This window comes from Pseudomonas sp. 05L36 (assembly GCF_056398125.1).
The window spans coordinates 86686-108396 of the sequence record NZ_JBFTOU010000005.1 but is presented as its reverse complement, the minus strand read 5'-3'; the positions used below and the strand labels follow the sequence as shown (position 1 = coordinate 108396).

Genomic DNA, 21711 nt, shown 5'->3' with positions numbered 1-21711 from the left:
GCACTTCACGACATGGCATTACTGACTGAACACGAACAACGCAAAGTGGCCGAGGCAATTGCCCGGGTCGAGCGCGATACTGATGCGGAACTGGTGACCGTGCTCGCGGCCCGCGCCGACGACTATGCGTACATCCCGTTGCTGTGGGCCAGCCTGCTGGCGCTGCTGGTGCCGGGCGTCGTGCATTACCTCACCGGTTGGCTGACCCTGCACAGCCTGCTGATGGTGCAATGGGCGCTCTTCATTGTGCTGTGCCTGGTGTTCCGCCTGCCGAACGTCACCACCCATCTGATCCCGCGCTCGGTGCGCCACTGGCGCGCCTCGAACCTGGCGCGCCGGCAGTTCCTGGAGCAGAACCTGCACCACACCGAGGGCAGCACTGGCGTGCTGATTTTCGTCTCCGAGGCCGAGCGTTATGTGGAGATCCTGGTGGATGAAGGGATTTCCAGTCGCCTGGACAACAAGAACTGGGACGCCATTGTCGCCACGTTCACCCAACAGGTGAAGCAGGGGCAGACGCTGCAAGGGTTTGTCAGCTGCATCGAAGCCTGTGGCGAATTGCTCAAAGTGCATGTGCCAGTGACCCATGCGCGCAATGAGTTGCCGAACCGGTTGGTAGTACTCGGCTAAGACTTTTCATCGTGTTATGTAGCGCTCGCCGCTACAACTCCCGTCGATTGTTCGGGTTCGGCCTGATCGTCAGTATTTCTCTCTAACAGTGGACGCCCAGCGACGGGTGTTCCCGCAAAGAGGGATTCTTATGTCAACCCAACAATCGAATGACTCTTTGGCGCGGGTAGCACCCGGCGGAGAGGGAAGTACACCAACGGCGAAGCTGACGGCGAAAGAAACACAAATCCTGATGTGGTGTTTCAAGGGCAAGACTTCCTGGGAAATCGCCAGGATCGAGAATTGCGCGGAATCTACCGTTAATTTTCACTTCGCCAATATTCGCCGAAAGTTCGACGTCAGCACTCGCAGTTCTGCCTTGCTCAAGGCGATCGAGTCGGGAGCGATCATCGTGGATTCGGTCGTTGCGCGAGGTGCACATGAGCCTGACTGATTCGACCTACAACGGTATCAGTGGGCTCATGTTGGGAATGGGGATTGCATCACTGCCAGTGGTTGATGGCGAGGTACTGTTTGGTGCAATGCTCGGCGCGTGGCTGGTTACAACCACTCGCACTGACTTCAAGGCCTGGCAACGCATCGGTTCCTGGTCGCTGTCTGCGGGTGTCGGTTACCTCTTCACGCCTGTCGCACATCCGCTGGTGCCTTTTCTGACAGCAGGCGTGACAGCCTTTCTTTGCGCACTGGTTGTTATTCCTATCAGCATCAAGTTCATGCAATGGATCGATAGCGTCGGTATCGGCGAAATCATTCGACACCTGCGAAGGCGAAGATGAGGGGCCATGAATGGATTGCTTTGGTGTGGGTGGCGGGCGCGGCATGTCTTGAAGCTATGAAACTTCGGATTACATAGGTCATCAAGTTTCATTCGAAGGTTTAAGTGTTGCCAGAATGGAGGCCATTTCGGAAAGCCTGAGTTCCATATCACGCAGTCGTTGCTTTTCCTCGAGTGCGTGTTGTATGGCGCAGCGATCATCTTCGTCGAGCAACCGCCAGAGCGTGAGAATGGTGTTTTCCCGTGTTGTGCTTTCCTGATTGGCTTCCGAAGAATTAGTAACTGTTTGTCTCAAAATCGGACCTTCGCCCAGCAGCAACCAATCAAGGGAGATACCCCGAGTTTGAGCAATTTCTACGCATAATGAGTACGGCGTGCTGTCGCGGCCTTTCCAGCTACTAAGGGTTTGCGGGCTGATCTGTAGCGCCGAAGATAAAGAAACATCGGTTTTAGTACCTGTAATTTGCTTTAAACGAGCCAGAACAGCTTGTGATTTTTTGCTACGCAATTTGAGCCTCTTCCTTTTGACATATGCTTTTTGAGTGACTAATTTATGCGTAATGAGTACTTTTTTTCTTGTAACTAATCAATCATCAAAGATGAGTCAGAAGAATACGATGTCGAAACTTCCTAATGCTATCAGGGTGATTTCCTACGAGCATGGCTCGAACCCATTACGCGACTGCCCGATGCACTTCCTTATGTCTGGCAGACACTGTTCGCAAGACCGGAGCGCCGCGATGAAACTCTCAAGCAGTATTGCGTTTGATCAGGTTGATTGCCACCCAATGACCGTCGGGAATCAAGCATGAGTACTTATAAAATGGTGTGCCCGCACTGCTTGAACAGGATGCGCATCCGCACCAGCGAAGGCCGACATATTTTCCTGCGGGTGGCGTATCTGCAATGCACGTCGGAAGTTTGCGGTTGGTCCGTGCGTGCCGAATTTGAAATGACCCATGAACTTTCGCCCAGTGGCATGCCCAATCCGGCCGTACGCCTGCCTTGCGCCGGACCCGATTTGCGCCGTGCCGCCCGGCCCGTAGCAATCAATCCTGCCACGACAGACGTGCCGCAGGAGACGTGAGCATGAAGGTCATCGATGAAAATGCAGATATGAATGAGGAACTGTTGGCTATAGCCCAAGCGTTTCTGGGGCGCCATGAAAGTGAAGGGGGGAACGATGATCAAGTCCTGTTTTGTCGCGCGGTGAAGCATCTGCAGAATATGGATGTACCGATGTACCTGGCGGAAAGGCTGGTCAGCCGTGCCTACGGCGTACTCAAGTCGTGCAACGACCGGCGGCGCCTGGATATCGATGCCAGTTCCGAAACGGTCGCCGTGGTGACGGACCCTGCCAATGGCCTGACTTGGGCGGTGCCAGTGGGGCTGATCGTCAAACACATCATCAACTCGCCGAATAACCGCAGGCTTCGCCTGGTGGAACCCTGAGTTTTCAGCGGTTGTATTGAGGTCCTGGGCACCATGACTGGGACCTGCCGCAAAATAACCCCGTGCCCAAAGTCCTCGTCCCCCTTAAAATACCGGCATTCTCCGATTTGCATCGCCTGAGGCCGTTTTTCCATGTCCGTCACCGCCACTCCCGCCAGCCTCGCGCCGGATCATCACGCCCAGTTCATCGACCTGGTGCAAACCAGCCTCGAGCAAAATGCGTTCATCAAACTGGTGCTGGCCAAGTACGTGGGCGATGAAACGGACCTGCAGCGGATCATCATCAAACCGGTGACGGTCAAGGCGCTGCCTTGCCTGTCCTTCGTCTACCGCTACAAGACCCGCGACATCACCAAGAACCTGCCGCTGGCCGAAGGCGTGGCGAGCATTGCCGAGCTGCTGCCAGCGTCGTTCAAAAATGCGCATTTGTTGGCGTTGACCGACGAAGCCCAGCTCGAATACAGCAAAAAGGGCAAGTCATCGCTGTTCAAGAGCAAACCTCAACAATTGCGCGAAGTGCCATCGGCCGAGCACAACCGTGAAAAAAACCGTTTTCTTGACCTGAGCCGGCCGTTTCTCGCCGACCTGGGTGTGACCAACAAGCAGCATGAACTGATCCCGGCGATGTCGCGCAAGTGGAAGCAGATCAACAAGTTCATCGAAGTGTTCAGCCATGCGCTGACCTCGTCGCCCCTGGCGCTGGACAAACCAGTGCGCGTGGCAGACTTCGGATCGGGCAAGGGTTACCTGACCTTCGCAATCCACGACTATCTGCGCAACACCTTGAAGGCCCAAGGCGAGGTGACCGGTGTCGAACTGCGTGAAGACATGGTCACCCTGTGCAATACAGCGGCCGCCAAGCTTGAGCACCCCGGCCTGGTGTTCAAGTGCGGTGACGTGCGCAGCGTGGCGCCGAGCGAGCTGGACGTGATGATCGCCCTGCATGCCTGCGATATCGCCACTGACTATGCGATCCACACCGGCATCCGTTCCGGCGCGGCGATCATCATGTGCTCGCCGTGCTGCCACAAGCAGATCCGCCTGCAAATCCAGAGCCCGGTGCTGCTCAAGCCGATGCTGCAATACGGTCTGCACTTGGGCCAGCAGGCGGAAATGGTCACCGACAGTTTGCGCGCGTTGTTCCTTGAGGCCTGCGGCTACGAGACCAAAGTGTTCGAGTTCATCTCACTGGACCACACCAACAAGAACAAGATGATCCTGGCGGTCAAACGCGCCGAGCCGGTGGCCCCGGCCTTGTTGCTGGCGAAGATTCAGGAGCTGAAGGATTTCTATCACATCAGCGAGCATTGCCTGGAAACCTTGCTGCGCGCTGACGGTTACCTCTAATCCCCCCACAATCCTGTAGGAGCTGGCTTGCCAGCGAAAGCGATCTCAAGGACGCCTTCGCCGGCAAGCCGGCTCCTACAGGTTATGCGGTAGCAACCCGCGCCGGGCGCACTGCTGTCTTGCGCCCGAGCATCACCGTCACGATCACCCCGCCAGCAAACAGCCAGGTAATCGGCTCCACATGTTCACCGAAAAACAGCGCCGAGAAGGCGATGGTGAAGAAAATCTGTAGCAACTGGATCTGGCTGACCCGGGCAATGCCGCCCATGGCCAGCCCGGCGTACCAGGCGAAGAAGCCGATGAACTGCGAAAATAGCGAAACATAACCGAAGGCCCACCAGGTCTTGGCGGAAACCTCGCCCTGATGCTGCAGCGCCAGATACACCACCGGGCCGATCAGCAGCGGCGTCGACAACACCAGCGCCCAGCAGATCACCTGCCAGCCACCCATCTCCCTGGCCAGTCGGCCTCCCTCGGCGTAGCCCAATCCGCCCACTGCAATGGCACCAAGCATCAGCAAATCTCCGGCCTGAATGCTGCCGGCACCGCTGATCAGTGCATAACCGAGCACCAACGCGCTGCCCAATGCCGCGCAGGCCCAGAAGGCTTTCGAAGGCCGCTCATGGGACAACCACGCGGCATACAGTGCCACGCACAGCGGCTGCAAACCGTTGACCAGCGCACCGTGGGACGCCGGCAAGGTTTGCATGGCCCAGGCCGACAATACCGGGAAGCCGAGAATCACCCCGGCCACCACCAGCGTCAGGCCTTTGACCTGCTTCCAGGTCGGCCATTTTTCCCGGTGCCACAGCAACAGCAACGCCGCAGGAACCGCCGCAAACAGTGCCCGGCCCAGGCCGTTGAGCAGCGGGTGCAGTTCCTGCACGACGATCCGCGTGAAGGGCAGGGTGAGGCTGAAGATCACAACGCCGAGCAGGCCCAGGGCCATGCCGGTGTTTTCGCGCGAGGACATGATGGCAACCAGAATCGTGGAAGGTGGGAGGTGGTGTTATCTAGCCATAAACCCGGTGTAAGCCGCTGTTACAGCTAGGTGCAGAGTTATCCGTACAGTTGCGAGCCTTCGGCAGCTCCTACAGTGGTCCTGTGCATTCGTAGTAGCCGGTTGTTACCCGCCCAGCCGGATAAGGACTACCTTGAATACTCCTGCAAGCCCACTTCCAGAGGAGTCCTCCCCATGGCTGCGAAAAAAATTCTGATGCTGGTCGGTGATTACGTCGAAGACTATGAAGTGATGGTGCCGTTCCAGGCGCTGCTGATGGTCGGCCATACGGTACACGCCGTTTGCCCGGACAAAGCCGCCGGCCAGACTGTGCGCACGGCGATCCATGACTTTGAAGGCGACCAGACCTACAGTGAAAAACCCGGTCACCTGTTTGCCCTGAACTTTGATTTCGCCAAGGTCAACGCCGTCGATTATGACGCCGTGCTGATTCCGGGCGGCCGTGCGCCGGAGTATCTGCGCCTGAACGAAAAAGTCCTGGAACTGGTGCGCGCATTCGACAAGGCCGGCAAACCTATCGCCGCCGTGTGCCATGGCGCGCAGTTGCTGGCGGCCGCGGGTGTTCTCGAAGGTCGCGAGTGCAGCGCTTATCCAGCCTGCGCCCCGGAAGTGCGCCTGGCGGGCGGTACGTATATCGACATTCCGGTGACGGACGGCCATGTTCAGGGCAATCTGGCCACGGCTCCGGCCTGGCCTGCACACCCGAACTGGCTGGCCGGTTTCCTGGGGTTGCTAGGTACCAAAATCACGCTGTAACGAGGGATAGGTCCATGTGCGAGCTGTACGTCAAAGCCGACCCGATACTCTACGAATCGCGCTCCCGCTCGCTGCGCATCTGCGGGGTGGTCACCACCCTGCGGCTGGAGAATCAGTTTTGGGACATCCTCAGCGAAATCGCCGAAGTCGACGGCATGACCACCAACCAATTGATCGCCAAGCTGTATGAAGAGGTGATGGACTATCGCGGTGAGGTGGTCAATTTCGCTTCGTTCCTGCGGGTGAGTTGTACGCGGTATCTGAGCCAGCGGCGGACATCGGCGCCGGAGTTGTCGGTGGTGCGGGCAGTGGTGAAATAGCTGCAACCGCATTGCCCCTTTCGCGAGCAAGCTCGCTCCCACAGGGGTCACGCTGAACCTGTGGGAGCGAGCTTGCTCGCGATGGGGCCGGTACAGGCGACAGAAACACCAGGCTGGTCTTTACTGTGAAGCGCGCAACCTCTCAATCACCCAGGAGAAAGAGCATGTCCGGATGGTATGAAGTGAGCAAAAGCAGCAATGGCCAGTTCAGGTTTGTCCTGAAGGCGGCCAACGCCGAGACCATTCTGACCAGCGAGCTGTACACCACCCACGCCGCCGCCGACAAAGGCATCGCCTCGGTCCAGGCCAACAGCCAGCTGGATGAACGTTACGAGAAGAAAACCACCAAGGATGGCCATCCGTATTTCAACCTCAAGGCGGGCAACCACGAGATCATCGGCAGCAGCGAGGCTTATTCCTCCGCTGCAGCCATGGAGAAAGGTATCGCCAGCGTGAAGGCCAACGGCTCGACCAAGGTGGTCAAGGACAAGACGTTGCCGGTGTTTTGAGTACAGCTTTCAAATCCAGCACAAATCCCTGTGGGGGAATGCATTCCAATGTAGGAGCGAGCCTGCTCGCGATAGCGGCAGCTGCGTCGCCGCTAAACCTCGACCGGAACCGCCAGCTTCGGACCACCCAGCCCATGGCTCTTCGAATCAAAAAACCGCAACTCAACCCCCGTCCCCTCAAACACCTTCGCGTAATGCCGTTTCTGGTGCTGGATGAAGGCCTTGCTGCGCGGGTAAATCGAGATCGCCAGCACCTGCGGTTTCGCCAGGCGCAAGGCGTGGATGATATGTCTGTCCTGCTCCCCCAACGCATGGCCGAAGATGCACAGTGCCTGGCCGTGACCGAGTAGTTGCTCGTAGCAGAACGACAGATAGTCCGAACTGCGGATGGTCTTGAGCTTGTCCGCGCTCGGCCCTTCGTTGACGAACAGCGGCACGTCGTCGAGGGTCTTGATCGTGTTGTTGATGGCGAAATTGCCCAGCAACGTGCCCTCGGTCGACATCAGCTTGCGCGCCGTGCCGTCCTGGTTGCGCACCAGGTGCAGGCCTCCGTGCAGGTACAGCAAACGGGTTTTGTCGGTGGCCGTGTCGCTCAGGTCGAAACCGGGTTCGCCTCCCTGGAACAGGTCGGTAATCGCCCCAGGTTGGTGTTGCACCGCCCAGTAGGAGAGCAAGTCGTAATTGGTGGTGAACACCGTGCGATAACTGGTCAGTTCCTGATTGATCGTCGCCAGCGTCGAAGGCACCACCAGCCGCCACGGGATATGTAGCGCATGCACGGTGTTGATCAGCGCTTCCTTGATCGCGTAATAGCGATTGCGTGGGGCGGCGGAGCTGACAGCCAGGGCCTTGTTAACCCGGCTGGTGGTTTTCAGTGCGCTCAATACCTGCTCGAAACTGCGGGTCTGCAGCGCATCGAACACGCTCAGCTCGGACGGGCTCAGGGGTTTTTCTTCAACGGTGCGGGCGTTTTCGAACAGCGACTCGTAGCCGAAATCGTCCCACACCGCGCGACTGGCGCCGTTGCCCACCAGCAAACCACTGAACGAAGCGGTGTTGCGCAAGACGTTCCAGTCTTCAAGTTGGGCATCGACATCCTGGAAATCGGTCATTGCGGTCTTCGTCTCACGGCAAAAGGTCTGTGGGCGGCGACTTTATCACGACCGGTGCCCGGACCACGGCACGACGCGGGCGAAGAACGCTATGCTGCGACTTTGCCTGAGCCGACTTCGCCGAGTACCCGATGCTGCAAAAAAGCCTGATCCGCCGTCTCGACCTGATCACTCTGCAACTGTTCGTCGCCGTCCATGAAGAAGGCACGCTGACCCGTGCCGCCTCGCGCGAAGCGATTGCCGTCTCGGCGGCGAGCAAGCGCTTGATGGAGCTGGAGGAGGCGCTGGGCATCAGTCTGTTCGTGCGCCAGGCCAAGGGCATGTCACTGACGCCGGCCGGTGAAACCCTGCTGCACCATGCCCGGCAGATGTTGTTCAACGTCGAAAAAATGGGCCTTGAACTGGGCGAGCACAGCCACGGTGTGCGCGGCTATGTGCGGATGCTCGCCAACCTGTCGGCGATCATTCAGTTTTTGCCCGAGGACCTGCGGGATTTTTCCGAGCGTCACCCACAGGTCAAGACCGACCTCGAAGAACGGCCCAGCGCCGGGGTGATTCAGGGCGTGCTCGACGGGGTGGCCGACCTCGGGATCTGTTCCATCGACAGTGACATCAAGGGCCTGCACAGCGTGCTGTATCGCCAGGACAAACTGGTGGTGTTGATGCCGCCCCATCATCCATTGGCGAGCCGGTCGAGCGTGGCGTTCGCCGATACGCTGGGCAGTGATTACGTTGGCTTGCATGCCGCCAGTTCGATCAACATGCGTACCCATGCCGCAGCCCGTGAGGCCGGCAAGGTGTTGCGGGTGCGCATTCATGTGCCAGGGTTCGATGCCATGTGCCGGATGATCCAGGCCAACATGGGGATTGGCATCCTTCCGCAGCGGGCCTATGAATTGTTTGGCCGGGCACTGGGCTTGCACGCGGTGCCGTTGACGGACGAATGGTCGGACCGGGCCTTGATTCTGGTGGTGCGCGATGAGGCGTTGCTGTCGCCGGTGAGCCGGATGTTGTTTGAGCATTTGCGGGGTTCAGCCTGATAGTTCTCGGCTGAATGGGCGGGCCTCATCGCGAGCAGGCTCGCTCCTACAGGGGATGTGTGATCGCCACGAATCAACTGTAGGAGTGAGCCTGCTCGCGATGGCGGACTGAAGGTCGCGATAATCCTCTTGTCGAGCGTTCGCATTTCGCGAACGCCCGTTGCTAACTGAAGGTTGGATTCCCGAGCCCCCTGTCCTCTAGCCTTGGCGCATATTCCAAGAACAAGAGGTACCCCGCGATGACTGCCCCCTTGAGTGCGATCAAAGTGATCGAGATCGGCACGCTGATCGCCGCGCCATTTGCGGCGCGCATGCTGGCCGAGTTCGGCGCCGAGGTGATCAAGATCGAAGCCATGGGCCAGGGCGATCCCCTGCGCAAATGGCGCAAGCTGCACGAAGGCACCTCGTTGTGGTGGTACCTGCAATCACGCAACAAGAAGTCCCTGGCGCTGAACCTCAAATCCCCCGAAGGTATAGAACTGGTCAAGCAACTGGCGACCAGCGCCGATGTGCTGATCGAAAACCTGCGCCCCGGCGCCCTGGAGAAACTGGGCCTCGGTTGGGACGTGTTGCACGCGCTCAATCCCAACCTGACGCTGGTGCGGATTTCCGGTTACGGCCAGACCGGCCCGTACCGCGATCGTCCGGGTTTTGGCGCCATCGGCGAGGCCATGGGCGGCATCCGCTACACCACCGGCACGCCAGGTTCGCCGCCGGCGCGGGTTGGCGTGAGCCTTGGCGATTCCCTGGCTTCGTTGCATGCGGTGATCGGTGCGCTGATGTCGCTGCTAAGGGTCAAGACCGGGCAGGGCGGCGGGCAAATCGTTGATGTGTCCCTGGCCGAAAGCGTGTTCAACGTCATGGAAAGCCTGGTGCCGGAATACGACATGCTTGGCCATGTGCGCGAACGTAGCGGCGGTGCCTTGCCGGGTATTGCGCCGTCCAACACTTACCTGACGGCTGATGGCGCCTACGTGGTGATTGCCGGCAACAGCGATCCGATCTACAAGCGCCTGATGCAAACCATCGGCCGCGCCGATCTGGCCGAGGCGGCGGAATTCGCTCACAACGACGGGCGTGCGGCCAAAAGCAATCTGCTTGATGCCGCCATCACCCACTGGACCAGCAGTCTGCCCATCGACGAAGTACTGGCCGCCCTGGAAGCCGCCGAAGTCCCGGCCGGGCGCATCTATTCGGTGGCCGACATCGTCGCCGATCCGCACTATCAGGCGCGGGACATGCTGCTCAATGCCGAGCTGCCCGGTGGCGCCACGGTGAAGATGCCGGGCATCGTGCCGAAACTCTCCGAGACGCCCGGCGGCGTGAACTGGTCCGGCCCCGGGCTGGGCCAGCACACCGACGGCATCCTCGCGCAATTGGGCCTGACCGCGATGGACATCGAACGCCTGAAAGTCGAAGGAGTGGTGCAATGATCACTGATTATTCCGATAGCCTGATCGTGCAGGAAGTGTCCCCGCGCGACGGTTTGCAAATCGAGCCGACCTGGGTTGAAACCGACGACAAGATTGCCTTGATCGATCAATTGTCGCAGGCCGGATTCAGCCGCATCGAAGCCGGTTCGTTCGTGTCACCCAAAGCCATTCCTGCACTGCGCGATGGCGAACTGGTGTTCAAGGGCATCGCCCGGCAACCGGGGGTGATCTACGTCGCGCTAATCCCCAACCTCAAAGGCGCGCAACGGGCACTGGCGTGCCGTGCCGATGAGCTGAACCTGGTGATGTCTGCCAGCCAGACTCATAACCGGGCGAACATGCGCATGGGTTGTGAAGATTCATTGGCCGCGTTCGGCGAGATTGTGCAGTTCGTCGGCGACAGTACCGTGCGACTCAACGCCAGCATCGCCACCACCTTCGGCTGCCCGTTCGAGGGCAAGATCGATGAGGACCGTGTACTGCACATCGTTGAGGCCTATCAGGAGCTCGGCATCCAGGGCATCACCCTGGCCGACACGACGGGCATGGCCAACCCGCGTCAGGTCGACCGACTGGTGCGCCGGGTGCTGCAGCGGGTGTCCCCGACGGACCTGACCCTGCACTTTCACAACACCCGCGGCCTCGGCCTGTGCAACGTGCTGGCCGCCTACGAGGCCGGTGCCCGGCGCTTCGACGCGGCCCTCGGTGGTCTCGGCGGCTGCCCGTTTGCGCCGGGGGCGTCGGGAAACATCTGCACCGAGGATCTGGTGAACCTGTGCGATGAAGTCGGCATTCACACCGGTATCGATTTGCCGCTGCTACTGAAACTGTCCCGAGGACTGCCGGCGCTGCTCGGCCATGAAGTGCCTGGACAACTGGCCAAGGCCGGGCGCAATTGTGATTTGCACCCGATCCCCACCTGACACCACAGAGCCCCTGTGGGAGCGAGCTTGCTCGCGATGACTGAGTCACAGTCAACATCAATGTTGGCTGACCCGACGCAATCGCGAGCAAGCTCGCTCCCACAGTAAAAAACACCTCAACCAGACAACAAAAACAATCGGACACCCACGGGAAGTCCGCCTGGAGAACTGCAATGAGCCTGAATGCACTGGAGGCCGGCGCGAGCCCGGCCGTTAGCCACGACACCGAAAAAGCCTTGGTCAGTAAAGTCGCCTGGCGCCTGATGCCGCTGATCATGGTCTGCTACCTGTTCGCCTTTTTCGACCGCATCAACATCAGCTTCGCCAAGTTTCAGCTGCAGACCGACCTGAGCCTGAGCGACACCGCGTACGGCCTCGGCGCCGGGTTGTTCGTGGTCGGTTACGTGATTTTCGAAGTGCCGAGCAACATGATGCTGTACAAGGTCGGCGCACGCCGCTGGATCGCCCGGATCATGATGTCCTGGGGCCTGGCCACGGCGGCCATGGTGTTCGTCAACAGCGAATGGCAGTTCTACGTGCTGCGCTTCGTGATCGGTGCGATGGAGGCGGGGTTTGCCCCGGGCGTGCTGTACTACCTGACCCTGTGGTTCCCGCAGCACTATCGCGGGCGTATCACCTCGATGCTGTTCCTGTCGTCGGCGTTCGCCGGCCTGGTGGGCGCGCCGTTCTCGGGGCTTGTGCTGCAACACCTCGACGGCGTGCTGCAAATGCGCGGCTGGCACTGGCTGTTCCTGCTCGGTGGCGTGCCGTGCATCGGCCTCGGTTTGCTGGTGCTGACCCTGCTCAAGGACCGCATCGAAGACGCCCATTGGCTGACGCCTTCGGAGAAGACCCTGCTGGCCAGCCGCATCGCCCAGCATGAGCCGCACAAGAGCGGTGGTTCGCTGCTCGCCGCGCTGCGGATTCCGGGTTTCCTGACCTTGGGCCTGATCTATTTCCTGATTCAGGTGGCGTCCTACGGCTTGAATTTCTGGGCGCCACAACTGATCCGCAGCGCAGGGACCGAAAGTCCGGTGATGATCGGCTTGCTGACAGCCATCCCGTACATCTGCGGTGCCATCAGCATGGTGGTGATCGGACGCCTGTCCGATGCTTCTGGCGAGCGCCGCAAGTTTGTCGCCGGTCTGGTGGCGGTCGGTGCGATCGGGTTCTTCTGCGCGGGGATCTTCGCCAACCACACGACCTTCCTGATTGTCGCGTTGGGCCTGCTCGGTGCCGGGATCATCGCCTCCATCCCGAGCTTCTGGACCTTGCCGCCGAAACTGCTGGCCGGTGCCGGCGCGGGCGCTGCCGGCGGGATTGCGGTGATCAACACCCTGGGCCAGTTCGGCGGCATCGTCAGCCCGGTGATGGTCGGCCGGATCAAGGACCTGACCGGCAGCACCACGCCGGCGCTGTATGTCATCGGTGTCTGTGCGCTGATCGCGGTGGCGCTGTTGCTGTGGGGATTGCCGCAGAAGTTGCGCACACTCGATAAGTTTTAAAAGATCGCAGCCTTCGGCAGCTCCTACACGGACCACGCATCCCCGTAGGAGCTGCCGGAGGCTGCGATCTTTTGATCTTCAAGAAGTCGCTGTCATCGCTTTTTCCGCACCGGCACTAAACTGAATCAACACCACCCCTGCCATCAACAGCGCCACCCCAAACACCTTCGGCAAGGTGACCTGCCGCTCCACCAACCCAAACCAGCCAAAGTGATCCAGCAACAACGACGCCACCACTTGCCCCGCCATCGCCAATGCCATGAACCCCGCGGCCCCGAGTTTGGGCAGCAGCACCAACGCCAGGGAAATAAAACACACCCCAAACGCGCCACCGGCCCACATCCAGAGCGGCGCCTTGCTGATGAACGCCAGTGACGGCAACGGCAAGCGCATTGCAACGATGATCGGCAACAACACCACAACACTCACCAGCAACGAGGCGAGCGTCGCCCACAACGGATGGCCCAACCCGCGCCCGAGATTGACGTTGATGGCGCTCTGAAACGGCACCACCGCCCCGGCGATTATCGCCAGCCCTATCAGACCGACCCAATGCAACGTACTCATGTTCATGCTCCAACAGGTTTTGCTGGACTCTAGGGTATTCGTCGCGCAGATTTAAATTCCGTTTTGCTATTCAGAACATGCAGCAGATGAATGATCTTCGACGCATCGACCTCAATTTGCTGGTAATCCTCGACGCCTTGCTCAGCGAGCAACACGTGACCCGGGCGGCCGAGCGTCTGCACTTGAGCCAGCCAGCGGTCAGTCATGCGCTGGCGCGATTGCGTGACCTGCTCGGCGATCCCCTGCTGGTGCGCGCCGGTGCCAGCCTAGTACCGACTCCGCGAGCGCTGGAACTGGTGGCACCGCTGGCCGAAGCCTTGGCCCAGGTGCAAGCGCTGCTGGCGCCGAACGCCTTCGATCCCGCGATCACCCAGCGCACCTTCCGCCTGGCGATGTCCGACTACGGCGCCGCCATTGTCCTGCCGGGGCTGATCCGAGCGTTGCGCCGCGAAGCGCCGGGCATTGACCTGCAAATCAGCCATGGCAGCCGCGAAAGCATGCTCGAAGGGGTGCTCAACGGTGACATTGATGTCGCCGCCGGTGTATTCCCGGAAATGCCCAACGAGTTGCGCAGCACGCCGATGTTCGAAGAGCACTACGCCTGCCTGCTGGACCGCAAAAGCCTGCCCGCCGATGGTGTACTCGACCTGCCCACTTATCTGGCACGCCCTCACGTCCTGCTGGAGATGCGCGGCAGCGGCACCCCGGAAATCGAGCGGGCGCTGACCGCATTGCGCGAACGCCGGCGTGTCGCCATCAGCCTGCCACACTGGAGCGTCGCCCCGCAGCTCATCAGCGGTACCGACCTGATCCTCACCGTCGCATCGCGCGGCTTACGCGATATCGATGAGTCCACATTGGTTGTCGTGCCACCGCCGTTTCACATTCCATCGTTCACTTTTGTGTTGGCGTGGCATACACGGCGGGGTGGGGATCAGGCATTGAACTGGTTGAATCGGAGGATTGGGGAGGGGATCGAACGCTAGAAGCTTTTCTAAAATGGCCTTTACCAATTGGAAGGTGGCAGGCGACGCGTATGAAAAACTCGTAGTACCTGAAGCCGACCTTGGCGAACCCGGTAGGGAATCAAATAGGGGCGATCAGGCATGACCCATTCCCGGGTACCGGGTAAGCGTCCTTCACGACCCGTCGCTGGAAATCGCGCAAGGTGATCGACACTGGCGAGAATCGCTCGAACAAAATCTGCTGCAGCTTCTGGATTCTCGATGGCGATGTAGGCGGCTTCGTCATCCAGATTCTTTAACGCCGTACGCAACCACTCAACGCGCATTCGCCGTCCACTTGTCAGCCATTGCGTTTACTTCTTCTTGTGTCGCGAAGTCACCTTCATCGGCTTCTTTCAAGGCTTTCTGAATTTCCTCGATTTGCCACGCTTCACGGGCCAGGTATTCACGCAGCGCATCCACGGCCAGAAATGATTTGCTGCGGCCCGTTGCCTTGGAAAGACTCGCGAGGGTATCGGCGATTTCGTCTGGTATGCGCAGGGACATAACTGACATGGTGGTCTCGATGTAGTGGTTTGTAATACAACATACTACACCGTCATCAGTGAGGCGGGGCCAGCCCGTTCGTCTGTCGAGATGTTTCAGTCGACAGGCAATGACCTGATATAGACTGGCGACCATTCACCACGCCGTTCAAAAGGACTCCCCATGACCCCATCGTTGCTAATGGCCGTGCTTGCCTCGGGTTTTATCTACGGCATCACCCCCGGTCCGGGTGTGCTGGCGGTGTTCGGCATTGGCGCGGCCCATGGGCGACGGGCCGGGGCGGGGTTTCTGTGCGGGCATTTGCTCGGCGATGTGATCTGGTGCAGTACGGCGCTGATCGCGATTGTCGGTGCGCGAGAGATCGGCAGTACCGCGTTCGACGTGCTCGGTGTGCTCAGCGGCCTGTACCTGTTCTGGCTCGGCTGGCGTGCGGTGCGCGCCCGGCGCAGCAGCGCTGATGCGCCACGGGGGCCGGCGCGGCAACCGTTCTGGCACGGCATTCTGTTCGGTTTGACCAATCCGAAGGCCTATCCGGTGGCCGTGGCGACGTTCACGGCACTGTTGTCGAGCCGCGCGGAACTGCTCAACTGGTCAATGCTGCCGGCGCTGATCGCCCTGAGTTTCGTCGGCGGGTTGCTCGCCTACGCTATTCTCATTGGCGTTGTCGGTGCGCGGCGAGTGCGCAGCTTGTACCAGCGTCATGAACTGGCAATCACCCGGTTGTGCGGGGTGATGTTCATCGGTTTCGCCATTAACGCGCTGGTCCATGCGTTGCCGGGGCTGATGCCGAACAAGGCTTGAATATGATCACAAGGATGCAAGGCCGACAGGGCAGGGATGATTGATAAGCGCTGCATTATCGGGACACCCACGCTGAACCATGGAAAACCGAAATTCCGCGCCGCTGGCGAGCTACATCGATCTGTTGCTGGACGCCGTCTGTGCGGTGGATAAACAGGGCCGCTTCGTCTTTGTCAGTGCGGCGTGCGAGCGCATATTCGGCTACAGCGCGGATGAGATGATCGGCCAGCCGATGATCGACATGGTGCACCCGGCCGATCGCCAGCGAACCCTCGATGCCGCCCGGGAAATCATGGGTGGCGAGCCCAAGCTCAACTTCGAAAACCGCTACCTGCGCAAGGATGGTCGCGTGGTGCACATCCTCTGGTCGGCGCGCTGGTCCGAGGACGATCAATTGCGCATCGCGGTGGCCCGCGACATAACCGAGCGCAAGCAGGCCGAATCCCGGCAGGCCGCGCTGTATGCGATTTCCGAGGCGGCCCATGCGGCAGAGGATCTGCTGGCGTTGTTCAAACGCATCCACATGATCATCGGCGAATGGTTGCCGGCACTGAATTTTTCCGTGGCACTGTACGACGAGCGCTGCGCACAGTTGAATTTCCCTTATCACGTCGATGACCACGAGCCACAGCCCGAACAGCCCGGAACAATGACCGGGCGCCTGTGCGCCGAAGTGATCCGCACGGGGCAGCCGATCCTGTTGACCCCGGACCAGTGCACACCGCCTGCCGGCTTCGAAGCGCTGTTAACCGAGCAGAACGCACCGTGTTGGCTGGGTGTGCCGCTGAACTCGCAAAACGGCACCATCGGTGCGTTGATCGTCAAAAGCATTCCGGGCGGCGAGCGCTACACCGAGCAAGACAAGGAACTGCTGCAATACGTCTGCGCCCAGGTCGCAACCGCCATCGAGCGCAAGCAACTGCATGCCCGCCTGCAATACATGGCCCAGTACGACCAACTGACCCAGTTACCCAACCGCGAACTGCTGCGCGACCGGCTCAAGGCATCACTGCAAGTGGCCCGGGAAGACCGCGGGCGCATGGCGCTGTTGTACGTCGACCTCGACCGCTTCAAGCACGTCAACGACACCCATGGCCACGCGGTCGGCGACATGCTGCTGCAAGCGGTGGCCAACCGGCTCAAGGGCTGCGTGCGGGAAACCGACACCGTGGCACGCATCGGCGGCGATGAGTTCGTGGTGTTGCTGCACAGCATTCGCGCTGCGGACGATACCGACATCGTGGTCGAGAAAATCCGTCAGGTCCTGGTCCAGCCCCTGCGTCTGGACGGGCACAGCCTGAACATCCAGCCAAGTATCGGCGTCGCCCGATACCCCGATCACGGCACCGAAGAGAAGCAATTGTTCAGGCATGCCGACGAAGCGATGTATTGCGCCAAACGCGAGCATCACCTGCGACTGGTCTGAAAACCAGGCACCGTTCGTCGTGGTATCCACATAATTTTCTAAACCTTTTGGGACGCGCAACTTCAGATTCTATGGGGGCTACAGCTCGCCGCGACTATCACCAAGAGGAAGAGAATCATGCCTAGCTCAAGAAACTCGAACTCGGGGAATTTCGCCAACGATCGAACGAAGGCTTCTGAAGCCGGTCGCAAGGGTGGGAAAACCACCACCACGACCGTCGAAAAAGACCCGGCGAAACCCGACATGGGCCGCAAGGGCGGTCAGAAATCCCGCTAAAGGATGCGGGTGGTTTTGATTGAGAAGCGGGGGCGAAAGCTCCCGTTTGAACTTTTCAAGGAGGGCGCGACCATGAACCGGATGGCCACCCGATTATGTAATGCCAGTTTTGCCACGTTATTGGGGCTGTTTGCCAGTAGCGTCTTTGCCCAGTCATCCGCCGAATTCATCGACGAAGCCTCGGCCAAAGGCATGGCCGACATCGAAGCCAGTCGTCTGGCGCACCAGAAATCCGAGTCCAAAGAGGTCAAGGACTACACCATCGTCGTCATCAACGACCGCACCACTGCGAACCAGCACCTGGCGAAAATCGCCAGGCAACTGGATTTGCCCGTCGCCCCGCGCGAAGAAATTGTCGAAAAGGCCAAAGCCCTGATGCCACAAGCCATGGATGGGACGACCTTTGATGAGGCCTATGCAGCCAGTCAGGTGAAGACCACCCAGGAAGCCATCGATCAGTTGCAGCAGGAAGCACAGACCACCGACGTGCCGGAAATCAAGGCGTTCGCCGAAGAAACCCTGCCCAAATTGCAAAATCATCTGCAAATGGCCAAGGCATTGCAGGCCAAAAGTTGAGCACAAGGATTGAACATAAACGGCGCGGGATTTCGGTCACGCGCCGTTTTTCTGTTCGGCACTGATCCAGATGCGGCTTGGGGTTTTGTGTTGGATTTTTCAGGCAGTGGCGGTCGAATGAAAATTCGATGTGACCGAAAAGGTGATTTTCTGAAACCTTTAGCGGTGCTTGCCGCGGTATCGTAGCGGCCCGAGGACAACGCACCGACAGGAGAACGCAATGAGTTGGTCCGCCAAACAGTACGTCGCTTTTGAAGATGAACGCACCCGTCCCGCCCGTGACCTGCTGGCGGCCATTCCTGCCGGGGACGTGCGTACGGCCGTCGACATCGGTTGCGGGCCTGGTAACTCCACCGAGTTGCTGGTGGAGCGCTTTGCCGGCGCCTCGGTGCAGGGGCTGGACAGTTCGACCGACATGATCGAAGCCGCCCGCAAGCGTCTGCCGCAAGTACGTTTCGACATCGCGGACATTGATAGCTGGAGCGGCACTGGCCCGTTCGATGTGATATTTGCCAACGCGGTATTGCAGTGGCTGCCTGATCACGCGACGCTGTTGCCTTCGCTGGTGGACAAGCTTGCACCAGGTGGCACCTTGGGCATTCAGATGCCGGACAACCTCAATGAGCCTTCACACCGTTTAATGCGCGAAGTGGCAGCTCATGGCCCTTGGGCCACCAAACTGGCCGGTGCTGCCGGGCAACGCACGGAAATGGCTGATGCCGGTGGCTATTACTCGATGTTGAAGCCCCACTGCGCCCGCGTCGATGTGTGGCGCACCACCTATCATCATCCGCTCGCGGACGGTGCGTCGGGTGTCGTCGAGTGGTTCAAGGGCAGCGGGTTGCGGCCGTTCCTCGACCCGCTGGACGAAGCGGAACGGGCGCAGTATCTGAAGCGGTATCAAGCGGCTATCGAACAGGCGTATCCGGCTTTGGCCGATGGTTCGGTGCTGTTGCCGTTCCCACGACTGTTTATCGTCGCAACCCGCTGATGCGAAAAAGCGACAGACTTATCCGTCCCTTTTTTATCCATCAACGCTGAGCGCCGACCAACATCATCATGGGCCGCTCCCGCTCTTCGGCAAGGGCCGGTTGCGCCGCCACCTCGGCATCGCTCGGCCCCCATTCGTCGACGTGCTGAATGCTGAATCCAGCGCCAATCAGCGTGTTGAGCAACGTGCCAATGGTGCGATGCTGTTTGATCACACCGTCCGCCAGCCAATTGGTCACGCGCTCGCCTTCACTCTGATAAGCGTCCACGGGCCAGCTCTTGCTGCCTTGGGCATCGATGATCCAGCCAGGATTACGCGGTGCCATGAAGATCGGATGTTCGATGGAAAACACGAAATGCGAACCGGGTTTGAGGGCTGCGTGGACACTGGCGAACAACCCCGGCAAGTCCTTGATGTAATGCAGCGCCAGGGAGCTGTAGGCCAGATCGAAACTGGCGGTGGGCAGATTGAGCTGCTCCAGATCGGCGCGCTCATAACGGATGTTCGAAGCGGATCTGGTTTTGCGCGCCTGCTCCAGCATCTTCTGCGAAACATCCAGGCCGAGCACGCTTTCGGCGCCTTGCTCACTGGCCCAGCGACAAAACCAACCGTAGCCGCAAGCGAGATCCACTACCTTCAGACCCTGCATTGGCGGCAGCATGGCCTTCAGTGCAGGCCATTCCGGCGCGGCATCGAGACCGCCGATGGAGCGGGCCATCTGGCTGTAGCCCTGGAAGAATTTAGGGTCGTCGTAGATGTTTTGGGTCATGTTTGGGACCTCTCATGGGATTGTTCACATGACAGCACAATTTTCCCGTGAGTGATGGCAACCCGTGGCGAGGGAGCTTGCTCCCGTTGGACTGCGTAGCAGTCCCTTTCGGGGTCGTGCCCTATGAGATGAAAGGTGCTTTTTCCAATATCCAGGCCGAGCAAGTCCAAGATATCCATGAGAGGTCTCCGCAAATCAGTGAGAAGCCCGGTAAGTTTAGATTTAACGGGGTTCCCGTACTGGGCTGACCATCTCATTAGGGTGGTGGCTGTACGCGGGTTGGCGAACCGGGCAACGGCAAAACCGGCAGACCCGAAGGTCTCCCACGCACAGCTACCGAAAAAAGGCAGCCAAGTGCGATTAAAAACGCTCCGAGTTAAGCTCGAAGGTTCCTATGCCGCTGACATCGAGTCGCCAAACCCGATACGCCATTTGGGCGCGCTCGGACTTTAGGGCTCATGACAAAGGCACAGCAATGCGCAAGTGTACGGACAATTCCTAGTGTCGTGTAGGACGCGGCTTTTTCTTGAAAATTGCCTGCAGCGCTTCACTAAATTCCCGCCCATAAAAAAACCGGCCACTTGGGGCCGGTTGATATATCAATGTAATAGGGTCATCAGCCTTGCTGCAGCACCTTGAGAGCAGCCGACGCCAAAAAACCCGAACGGCTTTTCTCTTCCGGGTGGTGCAGCACGTACTCATCGATTCGGTTGAGCAGGTAGCCGGGTAGTGTGATGTTCAGCTTCTGGGCCTTGCCCAGGTATTTAGTGACGTCGATGTCCACCAGTGCCCACGCACAGCCCGCGTACTTCGGATTAGCTGCATGCAGGGTCACTTTGTTGGCAGACGGAATGGGTGAACCATCTTCGGCCAGAATCTCGAAATGGCCCTCAATGGCTTCTCGGGCCATGGCCATCGCGTCGTCCAGATCTTCCCCAGCGGAAAAGCAGCCCGGAATGTCGGGGACTTCCACGCCCCAGGCGTGTTGGTCGTCGCCCATTGAAATTGCAATTGGGTACAGCATGTTGATTGTCCTCCACGTACGTAGCGCATTGGGCTCCTCAGAGCAGCGCCTGTTGCAAAATACTGATGGCCGTTTTCTTGAGCAGATCTTTCTTCGGGTGAGGGACAGTCACCAACCCCGGCTTGGTCGGATGCTTGAAGTGATGATGGCTGCCTCTGATACGTACCAGATACCAACCGTCCGCAATGATTTGGCTTATCAAAAATCGGCTATTCACATCACCTCCTTGTGGTGTGCTTGTGGTTACTATACCTACTAAAATATTTGAATCAACACTATAACCACCGAAATCGTCCTGGGGTCGATCGCATAGGGCGATAGGGATCGAGTCTAGGAGGGCTCTGCGGCCATGGCTTCAGGCATGGCCGAATTGAAGTGATATGTGTATTGCAAGGATTTGCCGCGCAGGCGTATGCGCGGGCAACAGGTGCGCCAGTCGTCTGCCAGGAGACGAAATCCTTTACGGAGGCGAGAAAAACGCTAACAGGACAGCGACTTTATGGCGAAACACTAATTTTTTGGTGAAAAAGCCAAATTCAAGATAGCCGGTGTCGGACCGAGGCATTGTTCACTCGCCACATGTTCAGTGTCACGCTTAACGGATTGGCGTTAGCCATCGCGAGAGGTTTCTGGTCGCGGCATTGCTGATGCAAAGAAGGGACAGACGTCGCTCAGCGTCATCTGTCCTTTTTTTGACCACTGTGAAAATCACTGCGGCTTACTTTTCTTTGAGCGCCTGGCACTCAAGTATTCAAAAATAAACGAAGCAAAGCCGAACAACCCGATCATTGAAACGATCATCATTCCCAACTCTGACCTGTCCATGGTGATCTCGGGGCAAAGGGTGAGCCGGGAGAATAAGGTATCTCCCGTCCGGCTCAACGCAGCGCTATTGCTTCTTTACGAGCAGGGGCGGATCTGTACCAAAACTATACGAGCGCTTGGCC

Annotated in this window: 28 protein-coding genes; 19 read left to right on the top strand and 9 right to left on the bottom strand. The window is 59.1% G+C overall.

What is annotated here, in order from left to right; genetic code table 11:
- Positions 1 to 12: 12 nt before the first annotated feature.
- The 3 genes from AC1DKH_RS07620 to AC1DKH_RS07610 all read left to right on the top strand — a co-directional run bounded on the left by AC1DKH_RS07620 (position 13) and on the right by AC1DKH_RS07610 (position 1406).
- Entirely contained in the window at positions 13 to 630 is a 618-nt protein-coding gene (locus AC1DKH_RS07620) for a TPM domain-containing protein (protein ID WP_477756456.1), read from the top strand.
- A 130-nt stretch (positions 631 to 760) separates the two neighbouring features.
- Complete coding sequence (locus AC1DKH_RS07615) at positions 761 to 1063, top strand: helix-turn-helix transcriptional regulator (protein WP_477756457.1); 303 nt, start codon at positions 761 to 763, stop codon at positions 1061 to 1063.
- Positions 1050 to 1406 (top strand): putative holin, encoded by a 357-nt coding sequence (locus AC1DKH_RS07610; RefSeq protein WP_477756458.1) that lies wholly within the window; start codon positions 1050 to 1052, stop codon positions 1404 to 1406. Before AC1DKH_RS07615 ends, AC1DKH_RS07610 begins: the two co-directional genes overlap by 14 nt.
- 81 nt (positions 1407 to 1487) lie before the next feature.
- On the opposite strand, the gene AC1DKH_RS07605 is transcribed toward AC1DKH_RS07610, so the two are convergent.
- Positions 1488 to 1913, bottom strand: coding sequence for a helix-turn-helix domain-containing protein (locus tag AC1DKH_RS07605; RefSeq protein ID WP_477765088.1), 426 nt, complete (start codon positions 1911 to 1913; stop codon positions 1488 to 1490).
- Between the two features lie 300 nt (positions 1914 to 2213).
- Here AC1DKH_RS07605 and AC1DKH_RS07600 point away from each other — a divergent pair, with 300 nt between their 5' ends.
- From AC1DKH_RS07600 to AC1DKH_RS07590, 3 genes are all read left to right on the top strand, one after another.
- Positions 2214 to 2492, top strand: coding sequence for an Ogr/Delta-like zinc finger protein (locus AC1DKH_RS07600; protein ID WP_477797865.1), 279 nt, complete (start codon positions 2214 to 2216; stop codon positions 2490 to 2492).
- Positions 2493 to 2494: 2 nt separating this feature from the next.
- Positions 2495 to 2857, top strand: coding sequence for a hypothetical protein (locus AC1DKH_RS07595; protein ID WP_477756057.1), 363 nt, complete (start codon positions 2495 to 2497; stop codon positions 2855 to 2857).
- Between the two features lie 132 nt (positions 2858 to 2989).
- A complete protein-coding gene (locus AC1DKH_RS07590) occupies positions 2990 to 4204 on the top strand; it encodes a class I SAM-dependent methyltransferase (protein WP_477756056.1) in 1215 nt (404 codons plus the stop codon).
- 82 nt (positions 4205 to 4286) lie between these two features.
- On the opposite strand, the gene AC1DKH_RS07585 is transcribed toward AC1DKH_RS07590, so the two are convergent.
- Positions 4287 to 5177: a DMT family transporter gene (locus AC1DKH_RS07585; protein WP_477797864.1), complete on the bottom strand. Its 891-nt coding sequence runs from the start codon at positions 5175 to 5177 to the stop codon at positions 4287 to 4289.
- Between the two features lie 222 nt (positions 5178 to 5399).
- On the opposite strand from AC1DKH_RS07585, the gene AC1DKH_RS07580 reads away from it, so the two are divergent.
- The 3 genes from AC1DKH_RS07580 to AC1DKH_RS07570 all read left to right on the top strand — a co-directional run bounded on the left by AC1DKH_RS07580 (position 5400) and on the right by AC1DKH_RS07570 (position 6810).
- Positions 5400 to 5981, top strand: coding sequence for a DJ-1/PfpI family protein (locus tag AC1DKH_RS07580; RefSeq protein ID WP_477756054.1), 582 nt, complete (start codon positions 5400 to 5402; stop codon positions 5979 to 5981).
- Between the two features lie 14 nt (positions 5982 to 5995).
- Positions 5996 to 6301, top strand: a complete 306-nt coding sequence (locus tag AC1DKH_RS07575; protein ID WP_008051823.1) for a ribbon-helix-helix domain-containing protein — start codon at positions 5996 to 5998, stop codon at positions 6299 to 6301.
- A 164-nt stretch (positions 6302 to 6465) separates the two neighbouring features.
- On the top strand, positions 6466 to 6810 hold the full coding sequence (locus tag AC1DKH_RS07570) for a YegP family protein (RefSeq protein ID WP_477756052.1): 345 nt from the start codon (positions 6466 to 6468) through the stop codon (positions 6808 to 6810).
- Positions 6811 to 6902: 92 nt separating this feature from the next.
- Here AC1DKH_RS07570 and AC1DKH_RS07565 read toward each other — a convergent pair whose 3' ends face one another.
- Positions 6903 to 7922, bottom strand: a complete 1020-nt coding sequence (locus tag AC1DKH_RS07565; RefSeq protein ID WP_477797863.1) for a DUF4917 family protein — start codon at positions 7920 to 7922, stop codon at positions 6903 to 6905.
- 131 nt (positions 7923 to 8053) lie between these two features.
- Here AC1DKH_RS07565 and AC1DKH_RS07560 point away from each other — a divergent pair, with 131 nt between their 5' ends.
- From AC1DKH_RS07560 to AC1DKH_RS07545, 4 genes are all read left to right on the top strand, one after another.
- A complete protein-coding gene (locus AC1DKH_RS07560) occupies positions 8054 to 8962 on the top strand; it encodes a LysR family transcriptional regulator (RefSeq protein ID WP_477755349.1) in 909 nt (302 codons plus the stop codon).
- Positions 8963 to 9201: 239 nt separating this feature from the next.
- Positions 9202 to 10395, top strand: coding sequence for a CaiB/BaiF CoA transferase family protein (locus tag AC1DKH_RS07555; protein WP_477765094.1), 1194 nt, complete (start codon positions 9202 to 9204; stop codon positions 10393 to 10395).
- Positions 10392 to 11318, top strand: a complete 927-nt coding sequence (locus tag AC1DKH_RS07550; protein ID WP_477797862.1) for a hydroxymethylglutaryl-CoA lyase — start codon at positions 10392 to 10394, stop codon at positions 11316 to 11318. Before AC1DKH_RS07555 ends, AC1DKH_RS07550 begins: the two co-directional genes overlap by 4 nt.
- 173 nt (positions 11319 to 11491) lie before the next feature.
- A complete protein-coding gene (locus AC1DKH_RS07545) occupies positions 11492 to 12823 on the top strand; it encodes an MFS transporter (RefSeq protein ID WP_223462967.1) in 1332 nt (443 codons plus the stop codon).
- Positions 12824 to 12901: 78 nt separating this feature from the next.
- Here the strand turns inward: AC1DKH_RS07545 and AC1DKH_RS07540 are convergent, their stop codons facing one another.
- Positions 12902 to 13390 (bottom strand): DMT family transporter, encoded by a 489-nt coding sequence (locus tag AC1DKH_RS07540; RefSeq protein ID WP_477797861.1) that lies wholly within the window; start codon positions 13388 to 13390, stop codon positions 12902 to 12904.
- A gap of 77 nt (positions 13391 to 13467) precedes the next feature.
- On the opposite strand from AC1DKH_RS07540, the gene AC1DKH_RS07535 reads away from it, so the two are divergent.
- Positions 13468 to 14376: a LysR substrate-binding domain-containing protein gene (locus AC1DKH_RS07535; protein WP_477797860.1), complete on the top strand. Its 909-nt coding sequence runs from the start codon at positions 13468 to 13470 to the stop codon at positions 14374 to 14376.
- Positions 14377 to 14396: 20 nt separating this feature from the next.
- Here AC1DKH_RS07535 and AC1DKH_RS07530 read toward each other — a convergent pair whose 3' ends face one another.
- Together AC1DKH_RS07530 and AC1DKH_RS07525 are read right to left on the bottom strand one after the other, a co-directional pair.
- Positions 14397 to 14681 carry a type II toxin-antitoxin system RelE/ParE family toxin gene (locus AC1DKH_RS07530; protein WP_477755355.1) on the bottom strand — a complete coding sequence of 95 codons (285 nt, stop codon included), beginning with the start codon at positions 14679 to 14681 and terminating at the stop codon, positions 14397 to 14399.
- The gene (locus AC1DKH_RS07525; protein ID WP_150727562.1) at positions 14671 to 14910 is read right to left on the bottom strand and encodes a CopG family ribbon-helix-helix protein; all 240 of its coding nucleotides are present in this window, start codon (positions 14908 to 14910) and stop codon (positions 14671 to 14673) included. Before AC1DKH_RS07525 ends, AC1DKH_RS07530 begins: the two co-directional genes overlap by 11 nt.
- A gap of 153 nt (positions 14911 to 15063) precedes the next feature.
- On the opposite strand from AC1DKH_RS07525, the gene AC1DKH_RS07520 reads away from it, so the two are divergent.
- From AC1DKH_RS07520 to tam, 5 genes are all read left to right on the top strand, one after another.
- On the top strand, positions 15064 to 15702 hold the full coding sequence (locus AC1DKH_RS07520; protein WP_477765098.1) for a LysE family translocator: 639 nt from the start codon (positions 15064 to 15066) through the stop codon (positions 15700 to 15702).
- A gap of 79 nt (positions 15703 to 15781) precedes the next feature.
- A complete protein-coding gene (locus AC1DKH_RS07515) occupies positions 15782 to 17128 on the top strand; it encodes a sensor domain-containing protein (RefSeq protein WP_477797859.1) in 1347 nt (448 codons plus the stop codon).
- A gap of 117 nt (positions 17129 to 17245) precedes the next feature.
- Positions 17246 to 17404, top strand: coding sequence for a KGG domain-containing protein (locus AC1DKH_RS07510; RefSeq protein WP_477755358.1), 159 nt, complete (start codon positions 17246 to 17248; stop codon positions 17402 to 17404).
- 72 nt (positions 17405 to 17476) lie between these two features.
- Positions 17477 to 17980 (top strand): DUF4142 domain-containing protein, encoded by a 504-nt coding sequence (locus tag AC1DKH_RS07505; RefSeq protein WP_477755359.1) that lies wholly within the window; start codon positions 17477 to 17479, stop codon positions 17978 to 17980.
- A 220-nt stretch (positions 17981 to 18200) separates the two neighbouring features.
- Positions 18201 to 18971, top strand: coding sequence for a trans-aconitate 2-methyltransferase (gene tam / locus AC1DKH_RS07500; protein ID WP_477797858.1), 771 nt, complete (start codon positions 18201 to 18203; stop codon positions 18969 to 18971).
- 40 nt (positions 18972 to 19011) lie between these two features.
- On the opposite strand, the gene AC1DKH_RS07495 is transcribed toward tam, so the two are convergent.
- The 3 genes from AC1DKH_RS07495 to AC1DKH_RS07485 all read right to left on the bottom strand — a co-directional run bounded on the left by AC1DKH_RS07495 (position 19012) and on the right by AC1DKH_RS07485 (position 20981).
- The gene (locus AC1DKH_RS07495) at positions 19012 to 19740 is read right to left on the bottom strand and encodes a class I SAM-dependent methyltransferase (protein ID WP_477797857.1); all 729 of its coding nucleotides are present in this window, start codon (positions 19738 to 19740) and stop codon (positions 19012 to 19014) included.
- A gap of 616 nt (positions 19741 to 20356) precedes the next feature.
- Positions 20357 to 20764: a type II toxin-antitoxin system HicB family antitoxin gene (locus AC1DKH_RS07490; protein ID WP_477797856.1), complete on the bottom strand. Its 408-nt coding sequence runs from the start codon at positions 20762 to 20764 to the stop codon at positions 20357 to 20359.
- A gap of 37 nt (positions 20765 to 20801) precedes the next feature.
- Entirely contained in the window at positions 20802 to 20981 is a 180-nt protein-coding gene (locus AC1DKH_RS07485; RefSeq protein WP_034150107.1) for a type II toxin-antitoxin system HicA family toxin, read from the bottom strand.
- Positions 20982 to 21711: the final 730 nt, after the last annotated feature.